At 65.8% G+C, this 16,990-nt stretch carries 14 protein-coding genes; 10 read left to right on the forward strand and 4 right to left on the reverse strand.

The window, feature by feature from the left end:
* The first annotated feature begins 142 nt into the window (after window positions 1-142).
* The 5 genes from JLZ96_RS11165 to JLZ96_RS11185 are packed head-to-tail and all read left to right on the forward strand — an operon-like array spanning window position 143 to window position 4,906.
* Window positions 143-928 carry an ABC transporter ATP-binding protein gene (locus JLZ96_RS11165; RefSeq protein WP_052073988.1) on the forward strand — a complete coding sequence of 262 codons (786 nt, stop codon included), beginning with the start codon at window positions 143-145 and terminating at the stop codon, window positions 926-928.
* The gene (locus JLZ96_RS11170) at window positions 918-1,640 is read left to right on the forward strand and encodes an ABC transporter ATP-binding protein (RefSeq protein ID WP_027495389.1); all 723 of its coding nucleotides are present in this window, start codon (window positions 918-920) and stop codon (window positions 1,638-1,640) included. Before JLZ96_RS11165 ends, JLZ96_RS11170 begins: the two co-directional genes overlap by 11 nt.
* A 26-nt stretch (window positions 1,641-1,666) precedes the next feature.
* Window positions 1,667-2,545 (forward strand): branched-chain amino acid ABC transporter permease, encoded by an 879-nt coding sequence (locus tag JLZ96_RS11175; protein ID WP_032374817.1) that lies wholly within the window; start codon window positions 1,667-1,669, stop codon window positions 2,543-2,545.
* Between the two features lies 1 nt (window position 2,546).
* Window positions 2,547-3,590 carry a branched-chain amino acid ABC transporter permease gene (locus JLZ96_RS11180; protein ID WP_201010117.1) on the forward strand — a complete coding sequence of 348 codons (1,044 nt, stop codon included), beginning with the start codon at window positions 2,547-2,549 and terminating at the stop codon, window positions 3,588-3,590.
* A complete protein-coding gene (locus JLZ96_RS11185; protein WP_201010118.1) occupies window positions 3,587-4,906 on the forward strand; it encodes an ABC transporter substrate-binding protein in 1,320 nt (439 codons plus the stop codon). The genes JLZ96_RS11180 and JLZ96_RS11185 overlap by 4 nt, the downstream gene beginning before the upstream one ends.
* A 149-nt stretch (window positions 4,907-5,055) precedes the next feature.
* Here the strand turns inward: JLZ96_RS11185 and JLZ96_RS11190 are convergent, their stop codons facing one another.
* A complete protein-coding gene (locus tag JLZ96_RS11190) occupies window positions 5,056-6,354 on the reverse strand; it encodes an acetyl-CoA C-acetyltransferase (RefSeq protein WP_032374814.1) in 1,299 nt (432 codons plus the stop codon).
* Between the two features lie 139 nt (window positions 6,355-6,493).
* Between JLZ96_RS11190 and JLZ96_RS11195 the strand changes: the two genes are divergently transcribed.
* Together JLZ96_RS11195 and JLZ96_RS11200 are read left to right on the forward strand one after the other, a co-directional pair.
* Window positions 6,494-7,840 (forward strand): 3-oxoacyl-ACP reductase, encoded by a 1,347-nt coding sequence (locus JLZ96_RS11195; protein ID WP_201010119.1) that lies wholly within the window; start codon window positions 6,494-6,496, stop codon window positions 7,838-7,840.
* Window positions 7,837-8,694 (forward strand): MaoC/PaaZ C-terminal domain-containing protein, encoded by an 858-nt coding sequence (locus JLZ96_RS11200; RefSeq protein ID WP_032369490.1) that lies wholly within the window; start codon window positions 7,837-7,839, stop codon window positions 8,692-8,694. The genes JLZ96_RS11195 and JLZ96_RS11200 overlap by 4 nt, the downstream gene beginning before the upstream one ends.
* A gap of 83 nt (window positions 8,695-8,777) precedes the next feature.
* On the opposite strand, the gene JLZ96_RS11205 is transcribed toward JLZ96_RS11200, so the two are convergent.
* On the reverse strand, window positions 8,778-9,380 hold the full coding sequence (locus JLZ96_RS11205) for a TetR/AcrR family transcriptional regulator (RefSeq protein ID WP_027495382.1): 603 nt from the start codon (window positions 9,378-9,380) through the stop codon (window positions 8,778-8,780).
* Window positions 9,381-9,442: 62 nt separating this feature from the next.
* Window positions 9,443-10,618: a glycoside hydrolase family 3 N-terminal domain-containing protein gene (locus tag JLZ96_RS11210; RefSeq protein ID WP_027495381.1), complete on the reverse strand. Its 1,176-nt coding sequence runs from the start codon at window positions 10,616-10,618 to the stop codon at window positions 9,443-9,445.
* A gap of 154 nt (window positions 10,619-10,772) precedes the next feature.
* Between JLZ96_RS11210 and JLZ96_RS11215 the strand changes: the two genes are divergently transcribed.
* The 3 genes from JLZ96_RS11215 to JLZ96_RS11225 all read left to right on the forward strand — a co-directional run bounded on the left by JLZ96_RS11215 (window position 10,773) and on the right by JLZ96_RS11225 (window position 15,784).
* Window positions 10,773-11,240: a universal stress protein gene (locus tag JLZ96_RS11215; RefSeq protein ID WP_027495380.1), complete on the forward strand. Its 468-nt coding sequence runs from the start codon at window positions 10,773-10,775 to the stop codon at window positions 11,238-11,240.
* A gap of 103 nt (window positions 11,241-11,343) precedes the next feature.
* On the forward strand, window positions 11,344-11,514 hold the full coding sequence (locus JLZ96_RS11220) for a DUF2613 domain-containing protein (protein ID WP_072692026.1): 171 nt from the start codon (window positions 11,344-11,346) through the stop codon (window positions 11,512-11,514).
* 22 nt (window positions 11,515-11,536) lie between these two features.
* Window positions 11,537-15,784 carry an alpha-(1->3)-arabinofuranosyltransferase gene (locus JLZ96_RS11225; protein WP_201010120.1) on the forward strand — a complete coding sequence of 1,416 codons (4,248 nt, stop codon included), beginning with the start codon at window positions 11,537-11,539 and terminating at the stop codon, window positions 15,782-15,784.
* Here JLZ96_RS11225 and JLZ96_RS11230 read toward each other — a convergent pair.
* Window positions 15,762-16,907 carry an acyltransferase gene (locus JLZ96_RS11230; RefSeq protein ID WP_080966193.1) on the reverse strand — a complete coding sequence of 382 codons (1,146 nt, stop codon included), beginning with the start codon at window positions 16,905-16,907 and terminating at the stop codon, window positions 15,762-15,764. The genes JLZ96_RS11225 and JLZ96_RS11230 overlap by 23 nt on opposite strands.
* Window positions 16,908-16,990: the final 83 nt, after the last annotated feature.

Raw genomic sequence — 16,990 nt, forward strand, 5'->3', positions numbered from 1 at the left:
GACCGTTACTGGTGCCCAGACACCCAAACATTCTGTGCGGAGCGCCCATACCGCGCGTTGTGCTGGACGCCCCATAGTGGACCCAACAGATTGTGAGGTGCATCACTTGAACTCTCTCGACACGATGGATCCGGTCCTCACCATGACGGACGTCGACGTGTCCTTCGGCGGCATCGTCGCGCTCTCCGGAGTGACCATCGAGGTACGACCCGGCGAAGTCCTCGGCGTCATCGGACCCAATGGGGCAGGCAAAACCACACTGTTCAACGTTGCGTGCGGTCTCGTTCGACCCCAATCGGGAACCCTCGGCCGACACGGCGAAACCTTGAGCCGCCTGCGCCCACACGACCTGCCCCGGCTCGGCATGAGCCGAACGCTGCAGGGACTGGGACTGTTCGATCGAATGACCGTGCTGGACAACGTCATGGTCGGGGCCGACCGAACGGCACGCACCGGAATCCTCAGCGGCCTCCTGGGCCTTCCCTCGAGCGCGGCCGACGACGCGGCGGTCCGCTCGACCGCGATGAACACCCTGGAACGACTGCGCATCGACGGCTACGCGCACCGGCTGCCACCGAGCCTGCCCTACGCGGTGCGCAAGCGCGTGGCCCTCGCGCGCGCGCTGGTGAGCGAACCGTCGTTGATCCTGCTCGACGAACCCGCCTCGGGCCTGTCCAACGACGAAATGAGCGAACTCGGTGACGAAATCCGCTCTCTCACATCAGCAAACAAGGATTCCCAGCCGGACCGACCGGCAACATCGGTCATGCTCGTCGAACACCACATGGACCTCGTCATGACCGTGTGCGACCGGATCTACGTCCTCGACTTCGGCAAGGTCATCGCCCAGGGCACACCGGATCGGATTCGCGAGGATCCGGCCGTACTGGCCGCATATCTCGGAAACGAGGTGGCACATGACAACTGACGCGACACACCTGAAGATCACCGACCTCACCGTGCACTACGGGCCGGTCACCGCCCTCGATTCGGTGTCGATGACCGTCACCGCGGGCACGATCACCGCCGTACTCGGAGCGAACGGTGCCGGAAAGACCACGCTGCTGCGCACTGTCTCCGGACTCCTGAAACCGACGTCAGGACGTATCGAGCTCGCCGGCGTCGACATCGTCGGCATACCTCCGGATCGCATGTCCCGCAAAGGGCTTGCACACGTGCCCGAAGGCCGGGGCGTGATAGCCGAATTGACCGTCGACGAGAATCTTCGCCTCGGTGCGTTGGGACGCAACAGAAGTCACGACGCCGTGACCCTCGATCGGATCTACGACATGTTCCCGCCGCTGACCGGACGCCGAACCTCGTCGGCGCACACGCTGTCGGGCGGAGAACGGCAGATGCTGGTGATCGGTCGAGCACTGATGGCAACACCGTCGGTTCTTCTCCTCGACGAACCGTCGCTCGGGTTGGCTCCGAAAGTCGCCGCTCAGATTTTCGAAACGCTGCGCGCACTCGTCGATTCCGAATCGATGACCGTCGTGCTCGTCGAACAGAACGCGCGAAGTGCACTGTCCATCGCCGAACATGCCGTCGTCCTCGACCTGGGCAAGGTCGCGGTGGAAGGCCCGGCCGACACCTTGGCCGGGGACGACGCCCTCCGACACGCCTATCTCGGGTTCTAGAGCAAGCCGAAAGGACGCCAGCCACAGTGCAACAACTGCTCACCATCCTCATCAACGGCGTGACGACAGGCATGGTCTATGCCGCGTTCGCCCTCGCTCTCGTCCTCATCTGGCGATCGACCCGCATCGTCAACTTCGCCCAGGCACCGATGGCCATGATCACCACGTACGTCGCACTGGTCGTCATCGACGCCGGTTACTCGTACTGGTTGGGCTTCGGAGTCGCGCTGCTCAGCGGACTGCTGTTGGGAGCGTTGATCGAACGACTCGTCATTCGGTTCGTCGACAGCTCCTCGCACATCAACCCGGTAATTCTGACGCTCGGGTTGTTCATCATCATCCACGCGGTTGCGGCCATCATCTTCGGGAACCAATTCCGTTCGTTCCCAGCACCGTTCGGTCTCACCGGCCAGAAGGTCGGGGAGATCAACGTGGCCCTGACCGGATACGACGTGTTCAAGATCGTCGCCGTTCTCGTGGTCCTGGGCTTGCTGATTCTGCTGTTCCGGTTCACCGATCTGGGACTGAAGATGCGCGCCAGCGCATTCGAGCAGGAGGTGGCCAAGCTGCTCGGAGTCCGGGTGAGTCGAATGCTCACGCTCGGTTGGGCTTTGGCCGCAGTCGTCGGATCGCTGGCCGGGCTGCTCATTGCGGGTGGCTCGCTGGTGCACCCCGGGTACATGGACTCGATCGTCGTCTTCGGTTTCGTCGCAGCCGTTCTCGGCGGTCTCGACAGCCCGGCAGGCGCAGTGGTCGGAGGCCTGCTGATGGGCGTCGGGCTCAGTTTCGTCAGCGGCTACCTCGGCCAGGACCTCGTGTCGAGCGCGGCGTTGATCATTCTGATCGTCGTTCTCCTCGTCCGCCCGAGCGGGTTGTTCGCCAGCGCAGCGGCCAGGAGGGTATGACGTGAACGCAACTCTCACTCGAATCACGGCCACCCCGGTACGCCGCCACTTCCTCTGCGCTGTCATCGGACTCGTCGTCATCGTGCTGGCGCTCGAATCACTGAGCACCTTCCGTCAGAGTCAGCTGACGTCGGTCGCGTACCTGGCGATCGCAGCAGGCGGATTGACCGTGCTGACCGGTCTGAGCGGGCAGCTCTCACTCGGGCACGGTGCGTTCATGGCCGTCGGTGCGTACACCGCGGCATTGATGCTGCGGGCCAACGATTCCGGATGGTCGGTGCCCCTCGTACTGCTGGCCGCCACCGTGATCTCTGCCGTGGTGGGCGTGGTCGTGGGAGTGGCCGCCGCCCGACTGCACGGCCCGTACCTGGCCGGCGCGACGCTGGCGCTGGCCGTCGCCGTACCGGGACTGGCCCTGTACTTCTCGGACTACCTCGGCGGTGAACAGGGTCTCGTCGTCCCGGCTCCGAAAGTGCCGGACCTGATCGACGACATGATGTTCTTCGTCACCGGAAACGAGCTCAGCGGAACCAAATTCGTCGCCTACGTCAGCTGGGTGCTGCTCGTCGTCGTGTTCTTCCTGTTGGCGAACGTCTCGTCGAGCCGGATCGGCCGTCGCTGGCGGGCCGTTCGGGACGACGAAGTAGCCGCCGAGCTGTCCGGGATCGATCTCGGGCGGGCACGCATCCTGGCGTTCGTCGTCAGCGCCGCATGTGCGGGTGCCGGAGGTGCCGTCCTCGCGATGTCGGCGCGGATCGCGGCCCCGAGCGGGTTCACTCTGACGCTCTCCCTGACATTGCTCTCCGCCGTCGTCATCGGCGGGCTCGGCACCCTGTCCGGGGCACTGATCGGGGCGCTGCTGCTCACCTACATCCCACCGGTGGTCACCAACCTCGGACTCGACCTGGGGCTGAGCAGTCTGCAATCCGCCGAACTCGCACCACTGGTGACCGGCATCTTCACCGTCCTGGTCATCCTGTTCGCCCCACTGGGTCTGGTGGGCACGTTTAGAAGGTTGCGTTCAACCAGAAAAGAGATGAAATGAAGAAGTTCGGATCGGTGGCGGTCAGAACGACCGCACTCGTCGCCGTCGTCTCGTTGGCCGCAGCGTGCGGTGCAGGCGGCAGAGACGAGGCAACAGAATCCTCGGAAGGCTCGACGATCGGCATCACCGACACCTCGGTGAAGATCGGAGCCCACTTCCCCCTGACCGGGGTCGCAGCACCGGGCTACAGCGAAATACCCACGGGCGCAAAGGCTTACTTCGACTACGTCAATGCCGCGGGCGGCGTCAATGGCAGGCAGATCGAGTACGTCGTTCGTGACGACTCCTACGATCCGACGACCACCACCCAGGTCGTCAACGAACTCGTCCTCCAGGACGAAGTGTTCGCCGTCGTCGGTGGACTCGGCACAGCGACGCACAGCGCAGTCATCGACTTCCTGAACGAGGAGGGTGTGCCGGATCTCTTCGTCTCCTCCGGCGCGATCATGTGGGGCAACGACCCCGAGAAGTACCCGAATACCTTCGGCTGGCAGCCCGACTACCAGGTCGAGGGCAAGATTATCGGCGACTGGGTGACGAAGAACCGGCCCGACGCCAAGGTCGGGCTGTTCCTCCAGGACGACGATCTCGGCAGGGACAGCGAAGCCGCGGTACGCCAGTATCTCGACGACCAGATCGTCGAGGTCGTGCGCTACACCTCCGGCAACACCGATGTCGCACCACAGATCGCCGCTCTACAGGGTGCCGGAGCCGACCTCGTGCTCGGCTTCAACGTCCCGTCGTACACCGCACTGAGCCAACTGACCGCGATGCGGCTCAACTACGATCCCGAGTGGTTCTACAGTTCGATCGGCTCCGACGTCGACCTGGTCGGTTCTCTGCTCGGACGCTTCTCCCAGGGCGCGGTCACCAACGGTGCCCGGTCCCTCGAAGGCATGATTTCGCTCGAATACATCCCCGGCGTCGACTCCCCCGAGAATCCGTGGACGCAACTGTGGCAGAAGGTCTGGGCTCAGAACGGAACAGGTGACCCACTGACCAACTACCGCATCTACGGACTCAGCCAGGCGTACGCGTTCGTGCAGGCTCTTCAGGCGGCCGGCGAGAACCCCACCCGTGAGGGCATCGTCTCCGCGATCCAGGACGGCGGAATGGACTTCCAAGGCCCGCAGCTCGCCCCGTTCCGATACTCCGAAGAAAGCCACCTCGGAATCTCCGGAGCCAGTGTCTTCCAGATCCGCGGGGGTGTACCCGAGTACCTGACTCCGGTGCTGCAGACCGACATCGGAGACTCGGCAGTGGAGGAATACACCGGGGACGAATCGACTCCGCCGGAAAGCGGTATACCCGGCTGATCGGATACGAAAAGGCACGCAGAGCGAGCTCTGCGTGCCTTTTCGACGTTGTGATCAGCAGATCCGAAAACCCCTCGTTTGCCGGATCCGCCGACCCTGTGACCCCCAGATCGTGTCCCCGTATCGGGGAGCAGCCGTAGCTGCGGTGATCAGCGCTCGATGATGGCGGTGACGCCCTGGCCACCGGCCGCGCAGATCGAGATCAGGCCGCGGCCCGAACCCTTTTCGGCCAGCATCTTCGCCAGCGATGCCACGATGCGTCCACCGGTCGCGGCGAACGGGTGGCCCGCGGCGAGCGAGGATCCGTTGACGTTGAGCTTGCTGCGGTCGATGGAACCGAGCGCACCGTCGAGTCCCAGACGCTCCTTGCAGTACGCGTCGCTCTCGAACGCCTGCAGCGTCGCGAGCACCACCGAGGCGAAGGCTTCGTGGATCTCGTAGTAGTCGAAGTCCTGCAGCGTCAAGCCATTACGAGCGAGCAGACGCGGAATCGCGTACGTCGGGGCCATCAGCAGGCCGTCCTTGAACGATCCGTTGCCGTGGATGTAATCGACCGCGGCGGTCTCGGAATCGACGAGGTGCGCCAGCACCGGCAGGTTGCGCTCGGCAGCCCATTCGTCGCTCGACAGCAGCGCAGCCGACGCACCGTCGGTGAGCGGAGTCGAGTTGCCGGCCGTCATGGTGGCGTCGCCCAGCTTGGTTCCGAAGACCGGCTTGAGGGTGGCCAGCTTCTCGACGGTCGACCCCGGACGCAGGTTGTCGTCGCGGGTCAGGCCGAGGAACGGCGTCACCAGGTCGTCGAAGAATCCGCGGTCGTACGCGGCTGCCATGTTGTGGTGGCTCGCTGCGGCCAGTTCGTCCTGGTCCTCGCGGCGGATACCGAATTCCTTCGCGGTGATGGCGGCATGATCACCCATCGACAGGCCGGTACGCGGCTCACCGTTGCGGGGGATCTCGATGCCGAGCATGCCGGGACGGACGTTGCCGAGCAGCTTGAGGCGAGCGGTGGTGCTCTTCGCCCGGTTGAGCGAGAGCAGGAACTCCCGCAGTTCGTCGTTGACACCGATCGGAGCGTCGGACGTCGTGTCCACGCCGCCGCCGATACCGGCGTCGATCCGGCCCGAGGCGATGGCGTCGCCGACGGCGATGATCGACTGCAGACCGGTACCGCAGGCCTGCTGGATGTCGAACGCCGGGGTGTACGGGCTCAGCGCGCTGCCGAGCACGACCTCACGGGTGAGGTTGAAGTCCCGGGAGTGCTTGAGCACGGCACCGGCTGCGACGAGGCCGAGACGCTCGCCCTGCAGACCGAAACGGGCGACGAGACCGTCGATGGTGGCGGTGAGCATGTCCTGGTTGGACGCCAGCGCGTACTTCTTGTCCGAACGCGCGAACGGAATGCGGTTGCCACCGACGATTGCGACCGGTCGTAGCTGCTTGCTTGTCACTGACGTCTCCAAACATCGTCCCCAGCATGTGGGGAATGGCCCTGGTGGAGTTTCATCTTACTGGCGAGTAAGTTGGTTGTCGACACCCGGTCGTGCGCCTCGCCCTCAAAGCGAGCAGCGCTGAATGAAAGGTACGACAGTGGCAGCCTCCAAGGGAGCCCCAGATCTCTACTCAACGTTCCTCGCGTCCGCGCCGGGAGCCTTCATCGCCAAGCAGGCCGGCCTGCCGCAGCCCGAGAAGCTGCGCCGCTACAAGGCAGGCGAGCCGCCACTGGCCGGACCGGTCCTGATCGGCGGCAGCGGCCGCCTCGTCGAGCCGCTGCGTGAGCTGCTCTCGGACTACCCGCAGTCGCAGCCCCACGACGACAAGCACGGCGGACTGGTGTTCGACGCCACCGGCATCGGCAACGTCGCCGAGCTCGAGCAGCTCTTTAGGTTCTTCCAGCCGGTCATCCGCAACCTGGCACCCTCGGCTCGCGTCGTCGTCATCGGCACCACCCCCGAAGAAACGTCGAGCGTCGACGAGCACATCGCGCAGCGCGCCCTCGAAGGCTTCACCCGCAGCGTGGGCAAAGAGGTCAAGCGCGGCGCGACGGCTCAGCTCGTCTACATCTCCCCCAACGCGTCGACTGGACTCTCCGGCCTCGAATCCACCCTGCGCTTCCTGCTGTCGGCCAAGTCCGCCTTCGTCGACGGCCAGGTCATCGCCGTCGGTGACGCAGACTCACAGGCACCGGCCTCGTGGGACAAGCCGCTCGCCGGCAAGGTCGCCGTCGTCACCGGCGCTGCCCGCGGCATCGGTGCCACCATCGCCGAGGTTCTCGCCCGTGACGGAGCCACCGTCATCGCCGCGGACATTCCCGCAGCGGGAGAAGCACTCTCGCAGACGGCCAACAAGGTCGGTGGTACCTCGCTGGCCCTCGACGTCACCTCGCCCGACGCCGGCCAGGTCCTCTCGAAGCACCTGCTCGAGCGCCACGGCGGTGCCGACATCATCGTGCACAACGCCGGCATCACCCGCGACAAGACCCTCGCGAACATGGACGAAGCCCGCTGGAACTCGGTCATCGGCGTCAATCTAGCGGCGCCGCAGCGCATCACCGACGAGCTGGTGGCCTCGGGCGCGCTCAAGGACGGCGGACGCGTCGTCGACGTCTCGTCCATCGCCGGTATCGCGGGCAACCGCGGCCAGACCAACTACGGCACCTCCAAGGCCGGCGTCATCGGCCTGGTGCACGCATCCGCACCGGTGCTCGCGAAGAAGAACATCACCATCAACGCGGTTGCTCCCGGCTTCATCGAAACCGCGATGACGGCGGCCATCCCATTCGCCACCCGCGAGGCCGGACGGCGCATGAGCTCGCTGCTGCAGGGCGGCGAGACCGTCGACGTCGCGGAGTTGGTCTCCTACTTCGCTTCTCCCGCATCCAACGCCGTCACCGGGCAGGTCGTGCGCGTGTGCGGCCAGAGCCTCCTCGGCGCATGAGCACCGTCACGCTCACCGAGCAGCCGAAGACGTCCCAGATCTACACCTCGGCTGCACTGGGTGCCTTGCCCTTCCTCGGGTCCAAGTCGAAGACCGTGCCCAGCACCGTGTTCGAGCTCAAGGGCCTGCGAGTGGACCAGGACAACCTGGCCGGCTACTGCCGCGCGACGGGGCTGCGATTCGGCGATCAACTCCCGATCACCTACCCGTTCACGCTCGTGTTCCCGACAGTCATGAAACTGATGGTGTCCAAGGGCTTTCCGTTCGCCGCCATCGGTTCGGTGCACGCCGAGAACGTCATCGAGCAGTTCCGCGGCATCTCGGCATCGGAGCCGCTGGATATTCGAGTGCACGCGGAGAATCTGCGCGAGCACCGCAAGGGCTTGCTGGTCGACCTGATCAGCGAGGTCAAGGTGGGACGCGAACTGGTCTGGAAGCAGACCTCGAGCTTCCTGAGCCTGCAGAAGACCTCGCTCTCGGGTGGACCCCGTGAAACACCGCCTGCAGACGAGGTACCGCCGCCCCCGACCCGCACCCTGCGCGTCGATCAGCGGATCATCAGCCGGTACGCGGCCATCTCCGGAGACCGCAACCCGATCCACGTATCCTCGCTCGGCGCAAAGGCTTTCGGCTTCCCGAAGACCATCGCACACGGAATGTGGAGTGCTGCAGCGGTACTGCAAACGGTCGAAGGCCGCATCCCGGAGGCCGTGAAGTACAGCATCCGATTCGGCAAGCCGATCATCCTGCCCGCGACGATCAACGCCTACGCCGATGCCGTCGGTACCGGCTGGGACCTGTCACTGAAGAACCCGAAGAAGGGCTACCCGCATCTGACGGGCACCCTGCGCTGAGTTGGCTCGAACTCGAAGTTATGGACGGATTTCCTCGGATTTCCGTCCATAACTTCGAGTTCGGCTGTGTAGGTGGCGGCCAGCTAGGTAGTGGCAGTTTTCTTGCCGGCGAGGCCGCGCCACGCCAGGTTTTCCAGGAGGTCCGCTGCGGCGTCGACCTCGATTTCGCCGCCTGCCACTCGGTCGGCCACAGCCTCACCGGCACCGACCAGCGCCACGGCCATCAGCCCGAAGTTCTGTGACTGTTCCGGGTCTCTGGTGCTCATCGCCAGCAGACCTGCTGTCAGCTCGATCAACCGGTCTCGGCTGCTCTGCACTTGCGAGGCGAACGCCTGCTGACCGATCGCTTGGCGGTAGAGCACCATCCACGACTTTCGGTTCTCGCCGACGAAGCCGAGGAAACCGACCAGCGCGCGGCGCAGTTGTTCGCGCGGCGTCAGGGTCGGGTCTGCAGCGGGCGTCAGGGCCTCGACGAACTTGAGGCCCTCACGATGGATGCACGCAGCGAACAGCTCGTCCTTCGAGCCGTAGTACAGATAGAGCATCGGCTTGGAGATGGCCGCCTTCTTGGCGATCGAATCCATCGATGTCTCGTGAAACCCGTTGTCGGAGAACACATCCACTGCCGCGTCGAGCATCTGCTGCTCGCGGACGGCGCGGGGCAGTCTCTTGGTGCCGCCAGCCATGGATCCTCCAATACGTACGAAGCACTAGACGTTACTCCACAGTAAGGTCGAGCGACGACCGATCAGGCTCCGCACGCCCCTTTGAACCGCGCAACCGTCGCCGCTGCCTCGTCCACCTGGGCTGCGGGAAGGCGTCCCGTCGCCACTGCGTCCTCCAGATTGTCCAACACCGCCGGCACCTGATCGGTGGTCAGCCACAACGCCACGTCGGCTCCGGCCACCAACGCCGACTCGACCGCGTCGACGATCCCGAGCCGGGCCGTGATCGCCGCCATGCCGCTGAGGTCGTCGGTGAAGATCGGACCGTCGAAGGGCTTCGCTCCGTATCCGACGCCGTCGCGCAGCAACGCCATGGCCGCGGGGCTGATGCTGGCGGGAACACCGGGGTCGGTCAGTCCTGGCACGTCGAGGTGGCCGACCATGACGCCCACTCCGGTGGTGTCGAGCGCGGCGAACGGCAGCAGATCCTTGGCTTTCAGCTCGTCGAGCGGCGGCGTGGTGACGGCCCCGGTGTGCGAGTCACCCGAACCCGAGCCGTGCCCGGGAAAGTGCTTGATGACCGGCTCGACACCCGCGTCCTTCAACCCCTTCGCGTACGCCCCCGCGTACTCGATGACGACCTGCGGATCGTCGGAGAACGAGCGGTCGCCGATGACGGAATCATCGGGCTGAGCACTGACGTCGACGACCGGCGCGAAGTCGACGGTGACGCCGAGATCCTTCAGTCCCCGGCCTCGCGTCAAGGCCTCCTGATACGCCTCGTCCACCGACATCGTCTGCGCCAGTTCCCGCGCCGACGGTGCCGCACCCAACAGATCGGCAACCCGCGACACGCGTCCGCCTTCTTCGTCGATCGTCACCATCGGTGCCACCGCGGACGCGTCGAGCACCTGCGGAACCTCACGGTTGCCGAGCATCGACTCGTCGGTCCAGCTGCCGACGAAGATCCCGCCCACCTGCTCGGTGGACATGATCCGAATCGCGTCCTGCGTTCCGGTGACGCCCACGGTGAGCAATTGAGCGAGACGTTGCCGCTCGGTCAGACCGTCGACGAAGGTGACACACGCGTCGGCCGGCGGAGGCGTCGACTGCGGGACCGTCGTCTGCGGTGCGGTCGTCGTCGAGGACGGGGCCGATTGCGTCGAGGCCACCTGCGACGATTCACTGGAACACGAGACGAGCAACCCCACCCCGACCGTCAGTGCTGCAGCGGACCGAACCGAAAACCGAAGTCGCATGGAATACGACGGTAGCCGAGAAGTTGCGTGTTGCTGACCGCCCTCCGGTTGGGATCAATGCGACTTTGTTGCACTCCGAGCGACTGAAACCCACATTGATCCGGGGCGGGGGCGGGGTAATCTGGACGAAAGCGACATGAGGAGAATCACCACCATGACTGCTGACCTCATACTCATTGCCTACGACGGTTCCGACAACGCCAAACGAGCCATCGACTATGCGGGACGGTTTCTCACCACCTCTCGCGCGATCGTCGTCACGGCCTGGGAACCGATGGTGCGTCAAGCAGCGCGGATGTCAGGTCTGTCGGGTGTCATGCAGCCCGAATGGGTGCCGGACGACGAGGCCGAGGACGTCGCTCTCACCGATGCGAAGGTGACCAACAGCGAGGGCGTCGCCCTGGCCGAGGCCGCAGGCCTGAAGGTGGAAGGCCAGTGCACCGAATGCACCACCGCCATCTGGAGCGCGATCGTGGAGAAGGCCGACGAGATGAACGTCGACATCATCGTCACCGGCACCAGAGGCACCACGGGGCTGCGGGCCCTACTGCAGAGCTCGGTGGCCGAGCACGTGCTGCGGCACAGCCATCGACCCGTGCTGATCGTTCCTCCCGGAAAGTAACGCGTCCACCGGCCGGTTCACAGGGTGCAGGTGATACCGTGATGCCCGCGTGGGGGACAACCTCGCCCACTGCTTCACTGAGCCGACTGACTGGAGAACCGAGATGAAGTTCGCTGTCCCGGGTGTCATTGCCGCCGTCGTCGGAGCCGTACTGGGTGCCGGGGTCGTATTCGGAGTCACCGCCGGTGCAGCAGACAACTCTCGGCCGGACATCGATCGCACCGGAAACGCCGACTCGTCCTTGCTGAACCAGGTTGAGTACGGCAGCCGCTGACGCTGGTCGCTCACGTGGATCGTTGATCTCGGCCGAGCCGCTCGGTCGGATTTGGCTCTTCGGAGTCTCCGCTCTCGCATTCCTGCTCACTTTTCTGCAGGTCCCGGGCTTCACCGTCGCCGATACCAAGTACGACCTGGCGCAGAACCCTGTCGGATTTCTCGAACGCGCCTCGCATCAGTGGAACAGCGCCGCTCCGCTGGGCCAGGTGCAGAATCAGGCCTACGGCTACTTCTTCCCGCACGGGGCGTTCTTCGCCGGCGGTGATCTGCTGTCGATCCCACCGTGGATCACCCAACGCATCTGGTGGGCGCTGCTGCTCGTCGCCGGCTTCTGGGGAATCGTCCGGCTCGCCGAGGCACTCGGTGTCGGCAGTCGCACTTCCCGTCTGATCGCAGCGACAGCATTCGTGCTGTCCCCCAGGGTGATCACCACTCTGGCGTCGATCTCCTCGGAGACGATGCCGATGATGCTCGCGCCGTGGGTGCTCGTTCCCATCGTTCGTTGCCTGAACAGTCGGTCCGCAACAAATACGGTTCGGCGTGCGGCGGCACAATCGGCGCTGGCCGTGGCGTTGATGGGCGCGGTCAATGCCGTCGCGACGGCCGCCGCCGTTCTGGTGGCCGTCATCTGGCTGCTGTGCCATCGACCGAACCGCCGCTGGCTGGTGTTCGCGGCCTGGTGGACCGGCTTTCTGGTGCTGGCGACACTGTGGTGGATCGTCCCACTGCTGTTGCTGGGCAAGGTCTCTCCGCCGTTTCTCGACTACATCGAATCGTCCGGCACGACGACCCAGTGGACGTCGCTGACCGAGGTGCTGCGCGGTACCGGCAGCTGGACCCCGTTCGTCTCTCCCGAGCGGGTGGCGGGCGCCGTGCTGGTGACTCAGCCTGCTGCCGTGATCGCGACCGGCTTGATCGCGGCCGCAGGCATTGCGGGTCTGGCGATGCGCTCGATGCCGGCCCGCGGCCGATTGACGGTCATGTTGTTCGTCGGCCTCGTTGGCCTGGGCGCAGGGTTCGTCGGCGATCTCGACGGTCCGTTCGCGGCAACCGTGCGAGTGTTCCTCGATTCCGCGGGCGCACCTCTGCGCAACATTCACAAACTAGAGCCGGTCATCCGAATCCCGTTGGTACTCGGCCTCGCTCATCTGCTGGCCCGGGTTCCACTGCCGGGTTCGGTTCCACGGCCGACGTGGCGAGCGGCCGTCGCGCATCCCGAGAAGCACCCGATGATGGCGGTGACCGCGCTGATCCTGGTGGCGCTGACGCTCTCGACAGCGCTGGCATGGACGGGCAAGCTCGCGCCGCGCGGTGCGTACGAGGCCGTGCCGCAGTACTGGCACGACGCCGCGGACTGGCTCACCGACCATGCCTCCGGCTCGAGTCCCGACGGTTCCGACGCGCAGCGTGCACTGATCGTGCCCGGCGCACCGTTCGCTCTGCAGACCTGGGGCCTGACGCGCGACGAGCCGTTGCAGGCTCTCGCGACCACGCCCTGGGCCGTCCGAGATGCGGTGCCGCTCACGCCGCCCGGTGCCATTCGCGCCCTCGACTCGGTGCAACGACTCTTCGCCGACGGCAGGCCGTCGACCGGCTTGGCCGACACCCTTGTGGGACAGGGCATCAACTACGTCGTCGTGCGCAACGACCTGGACCCGGAGGATTCGCGGTCCACCCGACCGGCGTCCGTCCACCGCGTGCTCGACGGTGCGCCGGGGCTCGAGAAGGTGGCAGAGTTCGGCGAGGACGTGGCACCGGGTCAGGTGGACGGGGTGGTTCTGGACGGCGATCTACGGCCTCCGTATCCGGCCGTAGAGATCTACGCGGTCGATGCCGCAGCGGACGTACCTGCCTCCGGTCCGTACACGGTCGATGTGGATCGGGTGCCGGTGGTACAGGGCGGGCCCGAGTCGATTCTTCGATCGAACGAGTTGCGCAACAACGGTGTTCGCCTGCCGGTTCCGGCCGGGCCGACGCTGTTGGCGTCGGATGCAGCTGCTGCGGGCCTGCCCGTCGATTCGGTGACGGTGACCGACACACCGATGAATCGCGAGACCGACTTCGGTCAGGTGGACAATCACAACTCCGCGTTGCGGGCCGCCGACGAGCCCCGCCGTTCGCTCAACGAGGTGCCCGACTATCCGGTGTACGGGGCGCAGACCGTGGACGCGGAGTGGGAAGGCGCGACGTTGACCGCGTCGAGTTCGGCGTCGGACGCGACTCAGATCGGGGGCAGTGTGCCCGGCAGCGGGGTCGCGGCCGCAGTGGACGGTGACCTGGCCACCGGTTGGATCAGCAACGGCATCGAACGCGCTGTGGGGCAATGGCTTCAACTTGATTTCGATACTCCGGTGCGCGGCGGGCTGCTGCACATGCGTACCAGCCCGGGAACGATCGGAGACCCGGTCAAGTGGGTCGAGGTCACCACTCCGAACGGCTCGACGGCAGCCCGGGTGGACAAGCCGGGAGACCCGATGACGGTGTCGCTGCCCGGTGGGGAAACTCCGTGGCTGCGCATCACCGCGAAGTCGACGGTCGACGGCACCCGGGGCAGTCAGTTCGGCATCAGCGAGGTGTCGGTGGACGACTACTCCGATCGAGACAACCCCAAGCCGGTCTCCATCGTGCATCGCGCGGTATTGCCACCCACTCCTGCGGGCGCGAGCGTCGACGCGTGGGAGCTGGGCCAAGAATTTCCCGGCCGCTCCGGTTGCCTGGACACCGACGACCGAATCCGCTGCAGCAGTGGACTGTCCAAGTCGCCGGAGGAACTGGGCCGCTTCTCGCGCACGATCGACGTCCCGATGGGCACCGCGGTGATCCCCGAGCTGACGGTACGCACGCGGCAGTCCCCCGAGCTCGAGGCCCTACTGGCCCAGCCCGGCCGGCCGTTGGCGAGTGGGGCGTCCGACGTCGCGGACCTCGACGGCTCTGCCTTCGCCGCCACCGACGGCGACCCGCGTACGTCGTGGACGGCACCGGAGAAGTCGATCACCGATCGAGCCGGCACCGACCCCACTCTCACCATCCAATTGCCCGCTCCGACACTGGTGGACGGGCTCGAGCTGAGCCCCAGCCTCGGCGCGCTGCCTGCCCACCCCACGCGGGTGGCAGTGAATCTGGGCAACGGTCCGATGGTGCGCGATGTGGATACCGACGGTTCGACGACGCTCGCGTTGGCACCGTACGTGACCGACAGGATCGTGCTGTCCATCGTGGACTGGGACGGCGTACTCGACCGAAACTCGTTGGGCTTCATCCAATCTCAACCGCCCGGATTTGCCGAGGTCACACCGCTGTCCGCCGGCGAGCCGATCGGGCCGCCGTACGACGGTGACCGGCAGATCACGGTCGACTGCTTCGACGGGCCCCTGGTGTCCATCGCGGGTCAGACGGTGCGCACCTCGGTGACGGCCACCGCAGACCAATTCCGTTCCGGCGCAGCTCTACCCGCATCGGTCTGCGACGCGGACATCCCGGTGAACGAAAACTTCGTCAATCCCGTGTCGCTCCCCGAGGGACGCCAGGACATCGTCGTCGAACCCGGAGCGTCGTTCTTCGTCGACGGGCTTCGACTGCGCACCATGCCCATTCCGGCGTTGTGGCCGGACACGTCTGCACCGCAGGCGGCGCGCACCACAGCATGGAGCCCCGATCACCGCGAAGTGACCCTCACCTCGAGCACCTCGGATCGCCTGCTCGTCATCCCCGAAAGCAACAACAGCGGCTGGCGGGCAACGACACCCGGAGGGACCGAACTGACCCCGGTGGTCGTCGACGGCTGGCAGCAGGCCTGGATCGTCCCGGCCGGGGCGTCGGGCACGGTGTCGTTGGATTTCACCACCGACCGCTGGTATCGACTCGGGATCTTCGGCGGACTACTGCTGTTGATTCCGCTGCTGATCGCGGCGCTGCGACGGCCTCGCGGCGTCGTCGATCCAGGCCCCGCGCCCAGGCCCTGGCGTAGCACTCCGGTTGCGTTCGCGGCGCTGCTCGGCGCGGCGATCGTGCTGGCAGGCGTCGTCGGAGCGATCTCGGTGCTGGTTCTCGGTGTCGGCTCGGCGCTGCTGAACCGCCGTTACGGGTCCGAGCTCACGTCTCGCGTATCGGTCTGCGCAGCAGGTGGATTCGCTATGCTGGGGGCAGCGTTGCTCTCGCTCGGGCCGTGGCGGTCGGCCGACGGATATGTGGGCGGGTCCTACGCGGTGCAGCTGGCATCGTTGATCGGCATCGTCGCGTTGGCCGTCAGCGCGATGCGGAAGCCGTGACCGCCTTCTTCGGCGCGAACCTGCGCCGGGCCGGCTCTTCCACCAGCGCATAGCTGGCGGCAGCGACCGGAATCGACAGTGCCAGGGTCACCGTCAGCACGAACCACATGCCGCCGGAGAAGGGGACGATGCCGAACACCGGGAACACGACGGCGAGCACGGCCAGGTGCCAGATGAAGATCCCGTACGACCAGCGTCCGAGGGTCAGCATCACCGGATGCTCGAACACCCGATGCCTGCGGCCGGAATCGGCCAGCACCAACGGCGAAAGCATCGCGAACGCCAGCACGGCACCGAAGACGATCTTGAGCTCGAACTGCCACGGCTCGGGCCGCACCAATCCTTGTGGGCCCGCCAGCGGCGTCGCCGACAGAACGAATGCCGTCACCGCGATCGCGGGCATCACCCATGTGCGACGCGCCCAACGATGCACCCACATCTGCGGACCGACCGATACTTCGGCGAGCACCATGCCGGCGGCGAACCACGGGAAGTAGCCGGGCAACCAGTTGTCGTGATGGATGGCTTCCGGTGTCGCGATCGGAATGAACGCCCAGGAGAGCGTCACCGCGGACGCAGCGAGCAGAACCCACACCCGGTACCTCGCCGACGATCCCCGAAGCCGGATCATCAGCCAGGCGAACAGCGGCAGCAACAGATAGAACGCCACTTCGACCGACAACGACCACATCTGCGTCATGCCCTCGGTCAGTGTCAACGGTACGAACACCTGGGTCAGCGACAGGTTGGCCAGCCACACCCGATAGTCCCCGCCTGCGTGCGGCAGAAACAGCAGGACGAGCACCGTGACCACCCAGTAGGCGGGCAGGATGCGCACTGCGCGTGACCAGAAGTAGCGGCGAGTGGGCTGCGCCTGCGTGAGTCCGCGGGCCTGCGCGGCATGCGGGCGCCACAGCAGAAATCCCGACAGCGCGAAGAAGATCGCCACCGTCAGATCGAACCGGCCCCAGACTCGGCCCATCAGCGGGGAATTGGCGGCCCCGGTCTGGAATGCGACGTGGGTGACGACGATGCCGAGCGCGGCAACTGCCCGCATCCCCTCCAGAGCGGGCACGAAGGCACGCAACGGTACGACGGACGCCGAGTGGACTCGAGTGCTCATGGTGGCTCAAGTGTGCCGTGTCGAACCGGCATGGACGAGACCGGTGCCACTGTCGACTGTTACTGTCACCTGCGACGTGTCGT

The organism is Rhodococcus sp. NKCM2511 (assembly GCF_014905595.1).
Lineage (GTDB): Bacteria > Actinomycetota > Actinomycetes > Mycobacteriales > Mycobacteriaceae > Rhodococcoides > Rhodococcoides fascians.